This window comes from uncultured Allobosea sp., from assembly GCF_945957345.1.
Taxonomy (GTDB): domain Bacteria; phylum Pseudomonadota; class Alphaproteobacteria; order Rhizobiales; family Beijerinckiaceae; genus Allobosea.
Genome location: NZ_CAMFKW010000042.1, coordinates 1 through 13,310 on the forward strand (window position 1 = coordinate 1; position 13,310 = coordinate 13,310).

General features: G+C 66.6%; 8 protein-coding genes and 1 pseudogene. 3 read left to right on the forward strand and 6 right to left on the reverse strand.

Annotated features, from left to right (window positions below):
• Positions 1-32: 32 nt before the first annotated feature.
• Positions 33-278: pseudogene (locus Q0Q36_RS18755) on the forward strand (IS481 family transposase); the annotation flags it as partial.
• A 205-nt stretch (positions 279-483) separates the two neighbouring features.
• On the opposite strand, the gene Q0Q36_RS18760 reads toward Q0Q36_RS18755, so the two are convergent.
• The 3 genes from Q0Q36_RS18760 to Q0Q36_RS18770 all read right to left on the reverse strand — a co-directional run bounded on the left by Q0Q36_RS18760 (position 484) and on the right by Q0Q36_RS18770 (position 5,448).
• Entirely contained in the window at positions 484-1,698 is a 1,215-nt protein-coding gene (locus Q0Q36_RS18760) for an MFS transporter (RefSeq protein WP_293800273.1), read from the reverse strand.
• Between the two features lie 151 nt (positions 1,699-1,849).
• Positions 1,850-3,844 (reverse strand): biotin carboxylase N-terminal domain-containing protein, encoded by a 1,995-nt coding sequence (locus Q0Q36_RS18765; protein ID WP_293800275.1) that lies wholly within the window; start codon positions 3,842-3,844, stop codon positions 1,850-1,852.
• Between the two features lie 5 nt (positions 3,845-3,849).
• A complete protein-coding gene (locus Q0Q36_RS18770; protein WP_293800277.1) occupies positions 3,850-5,448 on the reverse strand; it encodes an acyl-CoA carboxylase subunit beta in 1,599 nt (532 codons plus the stop codon).
• A gap of 328 nt (positions 5,449-5,776) precedes the next feature.
• On the opposite strand from Q0Q36_RS18770, the gene Q0Q36_RS18775 reads away from it, so the two are divergent.
• The gene (locus tag Q0Q36_RS18775) at positions 5,777-6,223 is read left to right on the forward strand and encodes a VOC family protein (RefSeq protein ID WP_293800279.1); all 447 of its coding nucleotides are present in this window, start codon (positions 5,777-5,779) and stop codon (positions 6,221-6,223) included.
• A gap of 39 nt (positions 6,224-6,262) precedes the next feature.
• Here Q0Q36_RS18775 and Q0Q36_RS18780 read toward each other — a convergent pair whose 3' ends face one another.
• Together Q0Q36_RS18780 and bglX are read right to left on the reverse strand one after the other, a co-directional pair.
• The gene (locus Q0Q36_RS18780; RefSeq protein WP_293800280.1) at positions 6,263-7,675 is read right to left on the reverse strand and encodes a mannose-1-phosphate guanylyltransferase/mannose-6-phosphate isomerase; all 1,413 of its coding nucleotides are present in this window, start codon (positions 7,673-7,675) and stop codon (positions 6,263-6,265) included.
• A 265-nt stretch (positions 7,676-7,940) separates the two neighbouring features.
• Positions 7,941-10,337: a beta-glucosidase BglX gene (gene bglX, locus Q0Q36_RS18785; protein ID WP_293800282.1), complete on the reverse strand. Its 2,397-nt coding sequence runs from the start codon at positions 10,335-10,337 to the stop codon at positions 7,941-7,943.
• Between the two features lie 248 nt (positions 10,338-10,585).
• Between bglX and Q0Q36_RS18790 the strand changes: the two genes are divergently transcribed.
• A complete protein-coding gene (locus tag Q0Q36_RS18790) occupies positions 10,586-12,238 on the forward strand; it encodes a glucan biosynthesis protein G (protein ID WP_293800284.1) in 1,653 nt (550 codons plus the stop codon).
• On the opposite strand, the gene Q0Q36_RS18795 is transcribed toward Q0Q36_RS18790, so the two are convergent.
• Positions 12,208-13,305, reverse strand: coding sequence for an acyltransferase (locus Q0Q36_RS18795; protein WP_293800286.1), 1,098 nt, complete (start codon positions 13,303-13,305; stop codon positions 12,208-12,210). The two genes, Q0Q36_RS18790 and Q0Q36_RS18795, sit on opposite strands and share 31 nt — an antisense overlap.
• Positions 13,306-13,310: the final 5 nt, after the last annotated feature.

The following is a 13,310-nucleotide window of genomic DNA, read 5'->3' on the forward strand; positions in this document are numbered from 1 at the left end:
CCAGTGGCCTGCTTTTACTCCGCCACGATGGCCTGGAATCCGACCGCCGTTGACATTTCCTAGACGACGCGCCGATGGGTCCGAGGGCGCCTCGCTCCACAGTTTCGACGCCGGAAGAAGAGGCCATGGCGGTGGTGTTTCAGCAGCATACGCTGCTGCCGCCGGATGATTGCCCCTACGCTTTGCAGGCCTCGATCCCGCATCTGACGCGCTCGGCCCGGCACCGCTGTTTCCAGCGCCACCGCATCAGCAGGCTGCCCGAGATCGACGGCGATAAGGTCGCAAGACGTCTCAAGGCCTTACGCGGCCTCACACCCTACGAAGCCATCTGCAAGGCATGGGCGGCCGGGCCAGAGCGCTTCAGACTTGATCCCGCCCAGGTGACCTCGGGACTGAACACCTGGAGGCTCCGCCTCCATTGTCTCATGCTTTATTCGGGATCAGGCATCACCCGATGTTATCCAGATCCTCCTCCGCACGGCGTCAGGCTTGTGGGCGCCGCCGCAGATACCAGAGTGCGAAGACGCCGGAGATCGCGAGCTGGCCGGCCACGAGCAGGAACGGCCAGTCGAAGCTGCCGGTCCGGTTTGCTATCACCGCAAAGACGAGGGGGCCGCAGATCGAGCCGACGAAGCCGAACAGGCTGGCGCCGGAGGTCACGTCGCCGATCAGTGCCGGTGGCGACACCCGCGCCAGCTCGGCCATGTGGACGCCGTTCCAGCCCATCGAGGTCGATCCGACCAGGGCCATGCAGAGATAGATCAGCCAGGGATTCGTCCCGGCCGTACCGATCAGGAGCGTGATGGCCGCGCCGGCGGCCAATGCCAGCAGGCAGAGCAGGCGCAATCCGCTGCCCATCCGGTCAGCCAGCCAGCCGAAGAAGATGCGCGCGATCGTGCTCGCCACGAGCAGGGTCGCGACGAGATGGCCGGCTTCCGCCAGCGTCTTCCCGTGCCGGGTGACCATATAGGTCGCGGTGAAGGCGGTGATGCAGGCCTGCGTGATCGAGAACGAGACGCCGAGCGCCGTCAGCATAGGCAGAGAAGCATGCGAACTCAGCACGCGGGCCGATCGCGAAAGCGACGAGGGCGACAGGAACATCCGCGCCCAGGCCCGGTTCTGCGTGCCCTTTTCCGCATCGAGGCTCCGGCGGAAGGGTTGCACGAACAACGCGCTGATCAGGACGACCGCGATCATGGCCTGGATCGCGCCGGTGAAGCCGAAGCTCAGGACCATCGGCGCGACGGAGAAGCCCGCGATGGCGCCGCCGAGCGGCACGCCGGCCTGCTTGATCGAGAAGACGAGAGTCCGGTGGTCGGCAGGCGCCGTGCGCATCAGGATCTGGCTGCCGGCCGGCGTGTTGGGAGCCAGCCCGAGCCCCAGCAGCAGGGCGCCGACAAGGCCAATCCATACGAAGGGCAGCGACAGCAGCAGCAGCAGCCCGGCCGCGACGAAGACCAGTCCGATCTGCAGCCCTCGCACCGGACCGTGATGGTCGAGCATCGGATTGCCGCAGGCGAGGAACCAGCAGATGCCGGCCGAGACCACCGCCGAGACATAGCCGATGCTCTCGGGCGCGAGGCCCCAGCGCAGGGTCAGAACCGGGCCGAGAAGCGGGGTGGCGGCGCCGGCGAACGAACTCACGACCTGGACGAGGAGCGTGGCGCTGAGCGCGCTTCCCCACAAAGGCAGCTTCAAGGCGGTTCCCCCGATCCCGTCGCCGCCTGCTGATTCCGCTTCTACGGAAGCGCGGGTAAGAGCGGCGGTCTAGGATCGTTCTCCGGCAAGGGCTTCGGACGGTCGAGATGGATTGATGGGCTGGCGGGCCTGCGCCAGGAGCATGCGGACTTCAGGTGGGCGTCGGCTCGATCAGCACGAGCCTCTTGCCGGCCTGGACCGTGTCGCCCGGCTGGCAGGCGATATCGGCAACCATGCCGCCGATGCCGGCCGGGAGCGAGGTGAACAGCTTCATCGATTCCAGCACGGCGACGACCTGTCCGGCCTCCACGACATCGCCTGGCGTGACGCGAACCTCCGCGACCACGCCCGGCATTGGGGCGGACACCGCCCCAGAGCCGGCTCCGGCGCCGCCGGCCGCCGCGGCGGGGCGTGCCTCGCTGCCGATGCCGATCGTGAAGGTCTCGCCGTCGAGGATCAGCCGGACACGGCCATCGGCTTTGGCATGGTGGCCGCGTAGGACGCGGTCCTCGAACGAGAGCTCGAAGCTTCCGGCGCTCAGGCGCAGCGCCAGTTCGATCCCGCCCTCCGGGTCGAGGACGACGCGTCTGCCATCCGGCAGGAATCGGACTTCCAGCTTCGTTGCTCCGTCTTCCTCCTCGGCGATCAGGCGGCTCGTCGCCACGCCACCGGCCGGCGCCAGCAGGCGGAAGCCCGCAAGGCTGTTCCAGACATCGAGATTCGGGCGTGCTGCTTTCTGGCTCTCCAACCAGAGCAGGGCGGCGACGGCGCGTGCCAGCCGGTGGTGGGGGCGGTTCGCCGTCCAGCCATCGGGGAAGGCGTCCTCGATGAAGCGTGTCGTCGCCTTGCCTTGCGCGAAGATCGGATGCTCGACCGCATCGATCAGGAAGGGCAGGGTGGTCGCGGGGCCGAGAATGGCGAACTCGCGCAGGCCCGCCGCCAGCCGCGCGCAGGCCGTGGCGCGGTCCGGCCCGGCTGCGATCGCCTTGGCGAGCAGTGAGTCGTAGAACAGCGACACTTCGGAGCCGGCTCGCACTCCGCTGTCGACACGGATCGAAGCGGGCTCGGCATAGCTCGCGATCCGCCCGGTATCGGGCCTGAAACCCTGGTCGGCGCGTTCTGCAGTGATGCGGGCCTCGATCGCATGCCCGTTCTCGCGGATATCAGGCTGCAAGGCCGGGAGCCTTTCGCCCGCGGCGATCCGGATCTGCCACTCGACGAGGTCGTAGCCGGTGATCGCTTCGGTAACGGGATGCTCGACCTGCAAGCGCGTGTTCATTTCGAGGAACCAGGGCTCGTCGAAGCCGTCCTCCAGGATGAACTCGACGGTGCCGAGATTGTCGTAGCCGATGGCCTTGGCGAGCGCGACGCCGCGCTGCAGCAGCTTGCCCCGGATCGCAGGCGCCAGATTGGGGGCGGGGGCTTCCTCCAGCACCTTCTGGTTGTTGCGCTGGACCGAACAGTCGCGCTCGAAGAGATGCACGACATTGCCGTGCTTGTCGCCCGCCACCTGCACCTCGAGATGGCGCGGGCGCATCACCAGCTTTTCGATCAGCAGGGCGGGATCGCCGAAGGCGGCCTGCGCCTCGGCGCGTGCGATCTCGATCGCCGGCACCAGCTCCGCGGCCGCGAAGACGCGGCGCATGCCCTTGCCGCCGCCGCCGGCCGAGGCCTTGATCATCACGGGATAGCCGATCCGCGCCGCCGCATCGGCGAGCGCGACGTTCGACTGGTCCTCGCCGGCATAGCCCGGCACGCTCGGCACGCCGGCCTTCTCCGCGATCAGCTTCGAGCCGATCTTCGGCCCCATCGCGGTGATGCATTCGGCCGAGGGGCCGACGAAGATGCGCCCCGCCTGCCGGCAGAGCAGGGGCAGGTCCGGCTTCTCGGAGAGGAAGCCGTAGCCGGGATGGATCGCTTCTGCGCCGCTGCGCGCGGCGGCCTCCATGAGCGCTTCCGCCCGCAGATAGCTGTCGCGCGCGGCGGCGGGGCCGATGCGCACGGCCTCGTCGGCGAAGGCGACATGCTGCGCATCGCGATCGGCATCGGAGAAGACGGCGACGGTGCGGATGCCGAGGCGCCGGCAGGTCCGCATGATCCGCACGGCGATTTCGCCGCGATTGGCAACAAGGAGAGAGCCGATCATCGGGGTCACATCCGGTAGACGGGACGATGCCCGGGCAGGTCGATCTCGCGCGCGGCGAGCGAGAGGCACAGGCCGATGACGTCGCGGGTCTGGGCCGGCTCGATGATGCCGTCGTCCCAGAGCCGGGCCGTCGCGTAATAGGGCGTGCTCTGCTCCTCGAATTGGCGGCGCGTCTCGCGATCGAGCTTCTCGATATCCGCCTCGTTCGCGTTGCCGCGCGTCAGGCTGGAGCGACGAAGCTCGGTCACCACGGTCGCCGCGACATCCGGCGACATCGTCGCGATCCGCGCATTCGGCCAGGCGAAGAGGAAGCGCGGCTGGAAGCCCCGCCCGCACATGCCGTAATTGCCGGCGCCATACGAACCGCCGATGATCACGGTGTAGCGCGGCACCCGCGCGTTCGAGACGGCATAGACCAGCTTGGCCGAATGCTTGGCGATGCCGCCGCGCTCGGCCTCGGTGCCGACCATGAAGCCGGTGATGTTCTGCAGGAACAGGAGCGGAATGCGGCGCTGGTCGCAGAGCTCGATGAAATGCGCGCCCTTGAGCGCGCTGTCGGAGAACAGCACGCCGTTATTGGCGATGATGCCGACCGGCTGGCCGTGGATATGGGCGAAGCCGGTGACCAGCGTCGCGCCGAAATCCGGCTTGAAGGCGTCGAAAACGCTGCCATCGACCATGCGGGCGATGACCTCGCGCACGTCGAAAGGCTGCTTCAGGTCGGTGCCGACGATCGCCTCGATCTCGGCGGGGTCGTAGAGCGGCGCCCTGACGGGGCGCGCCGTAACGCGCGATGGCGCCGGCCAGTTCAGCGCGCCGACGATGTCGCGGAGCTTGGCGATCGCTTCGTATTCGTCCTCGGCGAGATAGTCGCTGACGCCCGAGACCTGCGTATGCATCTCGGCGCCGCCCAGCGTTTCGCCATCGACGATCTCGTTGATCGCCGCCTTCACGATCGGCGGCCCGCCGAGATGGATGCGGCCGGTGCCGCGCACCATCACGACCTCGTCGGACAATGCCGGGATATACGCCCCGCCCGCCGTGCAGCCGCCGAACACCGCCGAGATTTGGGGCAGGCCGGCCGCCGACATCCGGCATTGCTGCAGGAAGGCGCCGCCGAAATGGTCGCGGTCGGGGAAGACGCGATCCTGTTCCGGCAGGAAGGCGCCGCCGCAATCGACGAGATAGACGCAAGGCAAGTGGTTCTCGAAGGCGATCTCCTGCGCCCGCAGATGCTTCTTCACCGTCTCGTGGAAGAAGGAGCCGCCCTTCACCGTCGCGTCATTGGCGATGATCATGCAGGGCGTGCCCGCGACGACGCCGATGCCGGTGACGATGCCGGCGCCCGGCACCTCGTTGCCATAGAGTTCCCAGGCCGCGAGGGCTGAGAGTTCGAGGAAAGGCGTCAGCGGATCGATCAGGAGGTCGATGCGCTCGCGCACCGGGATCTTGCCGCGCTCGCGATGGCGTGCCTTGAGCTTTTCGCCGCCGCCGGCCAGCACGTGCGCATGGCGCTCCCGCAGGGTCTGGATCAGAGCCCCGTAGGCGGCCCGCTTCTGCTGTTGCTCGGCTCCCGTGCCGACCCTGCTTTCGATGACCGGCATGCGTGCTGAGCCCCCTTGGATGTGCCGGCAGTTGGCCCGCCAACAGGATGTTGGCTATTGACCTACCTGCCGGTAGGCAGTTGAGCAAGAGGAAACGCTAGCGCGTCCGTCGAAGGTTCGACGCGGCCAGGTCGAGGATGGATGGTCGCTGTTGCGCCACATCCCCGGTCGAAGATGCGCGGCGGCTTCGGGCATCGGTCCGGCTTGGCCGGCATTCGTCATGCTGACACGCACAGGAGAGATGTATTGATATCAATCTAACCGGGAGCTGACACGCTCCCCGGCCTCGTCGGAAGGGTGCCGAAGCCCGTCAGTAAAGGAGACGACCATGAAGATCGTGACCAGCTTGAGTTTCCGGGGGGAGTGCAGGGCGGCATTCGAATTCTACGCCAAGGTCCTTGGCGGCAAGATCACCGCGGCCATGCCCTATGGCGACGCGCCGCCCGGCATGCCGATCACCGACGAGAAGTACAAGACCTGGCTGATGCATTGCTGGCTGGAGGTCGGCGATCAGGCCCTGATGGGCGCCGACATGGACACCGCCTGGGCCCCGAACGTGGACAAGCCGAAGAACGGCTTCGACGTCACCCTGCATACCGGCGACAAGGCCGAGGGCCAGCGCTGGTACGATCAGCTCTCCGAAGGCGGACGGGCCGCCATGCCGTTCAGCGAGACCTTCTGGTCGCCCGGCTTCGGCTCGCTCGTCGACAAGTTCGGCATTCCCTGGATGATCAACACCATCCCCGCGGCGGGCTGGAAGCCGGCGCAGGGCTGAGCCGTCCAGGCAAATCTGAGAGGCGCTCCGCAGCGCCTCTCACACGCGCTTGTAGATATCCTCGATGCGAACGATGTCGTCCTCGCCGAGATAGGAGCCGACCTGAACCTCGATCAGTTCGAGCGGAATCTTGCCGGGGTTGGCCATGCGATGCACGCAGCCGATCGGCAGATAGATCGACTCCGTCTCGTGCACGATGATGGTCTCGTCGTTGCGGGTGACCTCGGCCGTGCCCCGCACCACGACCCAGTGCTCGGCGCGATGATAGTGCTTCTGCAGCGAGAGGACGCCGCCCGGCTTCACGGTGATGCGCTTGACCTGATAGCGCGCGCCCATGTCGACCGAGAGATATTTCCCCCAGGGGCGCTGGATCTCGCGATGGGCGCCAGCTTCCGACTCGCCATGGGCGGTGATCAGCGCCACCATCTGCTTGACCTTGTCGGATTGCTCCCGCGGCGTCACCAGAACGGCGTCGCGCGTCGAGATGACCGCGATGTCGTCGAGGCCGATCACGGCGACGAGCGCGTCCTCCGAGCGAACGAGATTGTTCGCGCCGTTGAGCACATAGCCGCGCCCCTCGATGGCGTTGCCGTCCACGTCCTTCTCGGACAGGTCCCATACGGCGGACCAGCCGCCGACATCCGACCAGCCGAAATTGCCGGCGACGACGGCGGCCTTCTGCGTGCGCTCCATCACCGCATAGTCGATCGAGATGGTCTTGGCCCGGCTGAAGGCCGTCGCCTCGAGACGCAGGAAGGCGAGATCGGGTTCGGCTTTGGCCACGGCCTCTGAAACCGGAGCCAGGACGTTCGGCTCGAAGGCTCCGAGCTCCGCTCGCATGGTGGTCGCATCGAAGATGAAATTGCCGGAATTCCAGAAATAGCCGTCGAGCAGATACTGCGCCGCGCGCGCCGCGTCGGGCTTTTCGACGAAGGCGGCGATCCGGCGGGCGCCGTCCCCTATCTCTTCACCGGGCCGGATATAGCCGTAGCCCGTGGCTGGCGACGTTGGGGGAATACCGATCGTGACGATGCGGCCTTGCTGGGCGACGATTCCGGCCTGGCGGCAGGTTTCGACAAAGAGCTTCCCGTCCTGGACGACATGGTCGGCGGCGAAGACACCGACGATCGCACCCGGATCGCGCGCAAGTGCGAGCTCGGTCGCAGCTGCGACCGCAGCGGCTGAATCGCGCCGCACCGGCTCGAGCACGATCTGGGCGCTCGCGCCGCAAGCTTGAAGCTGCTCCTGAACGGTAAAGCGATACTCGACATTGGTGATGACGATGGCGGGCGCGAAGACCTTGTCGTCGGACAGGAGCCTCATGGTCCGCTGGAAGGTCGAATCCCCGCCGAACATCGAAATGAACTGTTTCGGCATCGTGTCGCGGGATACCGGCCATAGGCGGGTTCCGGCGCCGCCGCACATTACGATCGGGATAATCTTCGAAGGCATGGGCGATAGACCTGCGCAGCTCACTATGGCGAGCGTTCAATAAAGCATGTCGAGCGTTCATCCCATGGGGAAGATACGCGCTGATCCATCTTTTCAGGATCAGGCCTAACGATGCTGGAAGCAAGCCTCTCCGTGACGCTGCGCGATATTGGCGGCCATGACCAAACTGTCGGGGAATGTCCGGATCGTGCCGGAGCAGGCCAAATGAAAAACCCGGCATGGTCGCCCATGCCGGGTTCGCATCTCGGGCAGCGGCGCGGGCGCCTCAGGCGAGCAGGAACGACTGCTCCAGCACGTCGCGTGAATCGAGGCCGAGCTGGACGTCGAACTGGCCGCTTTCCATGACCTCTTTCAGGTCGCCATTGATGAATTTGAGCTGGTCCGGGCCGATCTCGAAGCGCACCACGCGGCTCTCGCCGGGCTTCAGCGTCACTTTCTGGAAGCCTTTCAGCTCCTTCACCGGCCGCGCGATCGAGGCATAGGGGTCGGCGATGTAGAGCTGCACGACATTGGCGCCTTCGAAGCTGCCGGTATTGGTCAGCGTCGCCTCGGCCGTCAGCTTCTCGCCGCGCTTGATGCGGCTGGCCGAGAGCTTGAGATCGGTCAGCGCGAACTTGCTGAAGCTGAGCCCGAAGCCGAACGGATAGAGCGCACCCTGTTCCTCCTCGAAATATTGCGAGGTGTAGTTGCCCGGCTTGCCCGGCGTGAAGGGGCGCCCGATCCGCAGCGCGTTGTAATAGGTCGGGATCTGGCCGGCCGAGCGCGGGAAGCTGATCGGCAGCTTGGCCGCGGGGTTGTGGTCGCCGAACAGGATGTCGGCGATGGCGTTGCCGCCCTCGGTACCGGCATACCAGGTCTCCAGCAGCGCGTCGGCATTGTCCTTTTCCCAGCCGATGGCGAGCGGGCGGCCGTTCATCAGCAGGACGACGAGCGGCTTGCCGGTCGCCTTCAGCGCCTGCAGCAGCTTGCGCTGCGAGCCCGGCATCTCGATCGTGACGCGGCTCGAGGATTCATGCGACATGCCGCGGACCTCGCCGACCACGGCGATCACCACATCGGCCTGATTGGCGATCGCGACGGCCTCATCGATCATCACATCGACCGGGCGCGGGTCCTGGATGACCTCGGGCTTGTCCCAGTTCAGGAAGTTCAGGTAGTCGACGATCTTCTGGTCGTCGAGCACGTTGCAGCCGCGCGCGACGATGAGCTTGGCCTTGTCGCCGATCGCGTTCTCGATGCCGGCCTTGACCGTGACGGCCTGCTCGGCGACGCCTTGCGCCGACCAGCTGCCGAGGATGTCGAGCCCGGAATCGGCCAGCGGCCCGATCAGCGCGATCGTGCCCTGCTTCTTCAGCGGCAAGGTCTGGTTGCGGTTCTCCAGCAGCACGATGCTGTCGCGGGCGATCTCGCGGGCCGGTTCCCGATGTAGCCGGTCGTTGGCGCGTACGTCGGACGGATCGTCCTCCTGCTTGCCCATCCGCAGGAATGGGTTGGCGAAGAGGCCCATGTCGTATTTGGCGCCGAGCACCTCGCGCACGCAGGCGTCGAGCTCGGCCATCTTGATCTCGCCGGAGGCGATCAGTCCGGGCACTTCGGCGAGATAGACCTGGTCGGCCATGCTGAGGTCGATGCCGGCCTTGATCGCGAGCTTGGCGGCCTCGCGGTTGTCGCGGGCGACGCCGTGGCGCGTCAGCTCCGTGATTGCGCCATGGTCGCTGACGGTGACGCCCTTGAAGCCCCATTGCTTGCGCAGGAGGTCCTGCAGCAGCCAGGTATTGGAGGTGGCCGGCACGCCATTGACCGAATTGAGTGCGACCATGACGCCGCCGGAACCAGCGTCGATCGCGGCCTTATAGGGCGGCAGATAGACCTGATGCATGCGCAGGGGGCTCATGTCGACCGTGTTGTAGTCGCGCCCGCCCTCGACCGCGCCATAGAGCGCGAAATGCTTGACCGCGGCCATGATCGTGTCCGGCTGGTTGGGCGAAGTGCCCTGGAAGCCGCGCACGCTGGCCCGGGCGCATTCGCTGACGAGATAGGGGTCCTCGCCGAAGCCCTCGGAGGTCCGGCCCCAGCGTGGATCGTGGCTGATGTCGACCATCGGCGCGAAGGTCATGTCGACGCCGTCATTGCAGGCCTCGATCGCCGAGACGCGGGCCATGCGCTCGATCACGGCCATGTCGAAGCTCGACGCCAGGCCGAGCGGGATCGGGAAGGTGGTGCGGTGGCCATGGACCACGTCATAGGCGAAGAAGAGCGGGATCTTCAGGCGCGAGCGCCTGACCGCGGCTTCCTGCATCGGCCGGTTGTCGCGCCGAACGACGGTGTTGAACGAGCCGGCGATGCGCCCGGCGGCAATTTCCTCGACGATTTTGGCGAAGGGCATCTCCGGGCCGATGCTGATCAGGCGCAACTGCCCGACCTTCTCGTCCACGGTCATCTGCGCGATCAGCTTGTCGACGAAGGCTTTCTTCGTCGCGGCCGGATCGGCGGCGCGCGCCGGCTTCGGCTGGGCCGCAGCGGGAAGCGCGGCCATTCCGGCGACGAAGGCGGCCGAGGCCATGGCTCCGAGCGCCTGCCGACGGGACAGGCCGGCAGCGGCCTCTTCAGGGGACACCGTCTCCAGTCCTTCGACGACCGGCGCAGCGTTCTTATGATCCATGCTGAGTTCGTTCACTTGAGAAGAGAGGGCGGCGAAGGGTCGCGCGGGAGCGGTCCGAAGAGAACGCGCTCATTCCTTGACCCTTGGGGCGATGATGGGCATGTGTTCGGTGCGCCGCTGCCAATGTAGGACGGGCGCTCCGTCCCGCCGACGCCCACCTTTAAGGAGGTAGTGTGAACTTGTCGACCCGTTCCGCCGACGGGGCCCCGCTCATGGCCCGATCTTCCTCTTCAGCCCGGCATGGGCTGATGCGGCTGCTGGACCAGTGCGGACAGGGCCGGAGCAGGTCCGGTTTCGCGCGGCTCGGCCTGCTGCTCGGCTGGCTGGCTCTGGCGGTTGTCGCCGGGCCGTCGGCCTTCGCGCAGCAGAAGCCGGCATTCGGGCTCGACGACGTGGTCGCCAAGGCGAAGGCGCTGGCGGATGCGCCTTATGTCGCACCGGTCAGCAACCTGCCCGACGTCTTCAGCAAGATGCAGTTCGCCGATTACCAGAAGATGCAGCCGAAGCGCGAACGCTTCGCCTGGATGGAATACAAGACGCCGTTCAAGCTGGCCTTCTACCATCAGGGCATGCAGTTCAACACGCCGGTGAAGATCAGCGAGATCGTCGACGGCGCCGCGCACGAAATCCCCTATGATTCCGGGCGCTTCGACTTCGCCGACCTGCATTTCGACCGCGAGGCGACCAGCAAGCTCGGCTGGGCCGGCTTCCGCGTGGTCTATCCGATCAACCAGGCCGGCAAGCTCGACGAGATCATGAGCGTGCTCGGCGCGAGCTATTTTCGCGTCATCGGCAAGGGCCAGATCTACGGCCTCTCCGGCCGCGGTCTCGCGATCGATACCGGCTTGCCGATCGCCGAGGAATTTCCCGCCTTCCGCGAATTCTGGCTGCGCCGCCCGAAGCCGAAGGACAAGCACCTGACCTTCTACGCACTGATGGATTCGGTGCGGGCTTCCGGGGCCTACGAGTTCACCCTGACGCCGGGCTCCGACGCCGTTCTCAGCGTCAAGGCGCGCGTCTTCCTGCGCCAGGGCGCCTCGCCGACGACGCTCGGCATTGCGCCCCTGACCAGCATGTTCCTCTATGGCCCGCAGCAGCCGTCGCCGACCCCGAATTTCCGCCCGGCGATCCATGATTCCAATGGCCTCGCCGTCCGCACCGGCACTGGCGAATGGATCTGGCGACCGCTGGTCAACCCGTCCATGGTCGCGATCAGCGATATCCCGGCGGAGAACCCCAAGGGCTTCGGCCTGCTCCAGCGCGGCCGCGACTTCTCGCGCTACGAGGATCTGAAGGATCGCTACGACCTGCGTCCGAGCGCCTGGATCGAGCCTACCAACGATTGGGGCAAGGGCAATGTCCGCCTCGTCGAGATCCCGACCGCCGACGAGACCAACGACAATATCGTCACGCTCTGGGTGCCCGACAGCAGGCCCCCGTTCGGCGAGCCGATGCGCTTCGACTACCGCATGCACTGGACCATGGACGAGCCTGCCCTGATGAAGGGCGACATCTCCCATGTCTGGCAGACGATGCGCGCGGCCGGCGAGATCTACCAGTCCAACCTGATCCGCGCCGGCGACGGCACGCTCGCCTTCCTGGTCGATTTCAAGGGTCCCTCGCTGCGCAAGCTGGCGAAGGACGCCCGCCCGACCGCCGTGGTCTCGGCCAACGACAATGTCGAGATCGTCGGCACGGAGTTGCAGCCCAATCCGGCCATCCAGGGCTGGCGCCTGATCTATCGGATCAAGGTCAGGAACCCGGCCGTCTCGTCTGATCTCGACGCGGTGCTGAAGCTCGGCGACCGCACGCTGACCGAGACCTGGAAGTTCAGGCTGCCGCCGACGCAGGCCGCGACGGACAAGGAAACCTATCTCAACCGCTTCAAGGCGATGGAATAGGCGCCGCGCGCGTCACGCTCGGCCGATAGCGAGCGCCCCAACCTGATCATCGGGCGCTCGACCGTGCGATAGATGAGCCAGGACAGCGTCAGCGTCAGGCCTATGCAGACGAGCATCGTGACGAGATCGCCACGCTCTCCGGTGAACGGCAGGACGCGGTAGACGGCGGCGTTGACCGGGCCGTGGAACAGGTACATCGCGTAGCTGATCAGTCCGGTCCGGGCGAGCAGGGCGGAGCGCGGCCGCTCCAGCCGGATCGCCGCCAGGAAGACCACGAAAGCGAGCAGATAGGCGGCAAGGACGGGCGCGAGCCCTTCCATGATGAAATGGTCGCCGCGTGCCAGCGAAAACGGCGAGACCGCGATCACGGCTGCAAGCTGCGCGAAACCGATCAGCCACGCCGCAAGGCAGGCGCCCGTCCTGCGCTCGACCAGCCAGAGCCGCAGCAGCAACCCGAGGAACAGGAACGGCAAGTGCATGCCGAGATACTGGACCGGCAGCTCCGCGAGGCCATGCAGGCGCAAGTGCACGGGCAGCACGGTCGCGGCGATCAGACCGAGGCTCAGGCCGAGCAACGCGAACACGTTTCGCAGGAGCCTCGTCGCGAACAGCAGCGCGACGAGCCCGTAGAAGACGAGCTCGACGAACAGCGTCCAATAGATCGGCGAGAGCCAGGGCTGGCCGAAGAGCGGCGGCGCCATCGTCATGTTGGCGAGCAATGTCGTCGCCGACGGCCTGTCGCCGGAAAGCCAGGCCGTTGCGGTAAGCACGGCCAGCGCCAGCCACAGCGCCGGGTAGAGCCGGAACAATCGCGAGATCGCGAAATGCCGGAGCGGCCGCTCGCCGGCGATGCTGAACGGCACGACGAAGCCGCTGATCAGGAAGAACAGCGCCACGCCGAACCGCCCGAGGCTCAGGGTCTCCACCACAGACCGGGCGAATGTGCTCATCGGCCCGGTCGCCGGTGGAGCCTGCCGCAACAGATCGCCGAACAGGTGCTCGATCATCACGCTAAGCGCTGCGATCGCCCGCAATCCGTCGAGATGGGCATAGCGCTGTCGGCTCATGCCGG

What these genes read in the sequence shown, in the direction of transcription:
- Q0Q36_RS18765 (WP_293800275.1), bottom strand. Translation starts at nt 3,844, where the DNA reads ATGATCGGCTCTCTCCTTGTTGCCAATCGCGGCGAAATCGCCGTGCGG.
- Q0Q36_RS18795 (WP_293800286.1), bottom strand. Translation starts at nt 13,305, where the DNA reads ATGAGCCGACAGCGCTATGCCCATCTCGACGGATTGCGGGCGATCGCA.
- Q0Q36_RS18790 (WP_293800284.1), top strand. Translation starts at nt 10,586, where the DNA reads ATGCGGCTGCTGGACCAGTGCGGACAGGGCCGGAGCAGGTCCGGTTTC.
- Q0Q36_RS18780 (WP_293800280.1), bottom strand. Translation starts at nt 7,675, where the DNA reads ATGCCTTCGAAGATTATCCCGATCGTAATGTGCGGCGGCGCCGGAACC.
- Q0Q36_RS18775 (WP_293800279.1), top strand. Translation starts at nt 5,777, where the DNA reads ATGAAGATCGTGACCAGCTTGAGTTTCCGGGGGGAGTGCAGGGCGGCA.
- Q0Q36_RS18770 (WP_293800277.1), bottom strand. Translation starts at nt 5,448, where the DNA reads ATGCCGGTCATCGAAAGCAGGGTCGGCACGGGAGCCGAGCAACAGCAG.
- bglX (WP_293800282.1), bottom strand. Translation starts at nt 10,337, where the DNA reads ATGGATCATAAGAACGCTGCGCCGGTCGTCGAAGGACTGGAGACGGTG.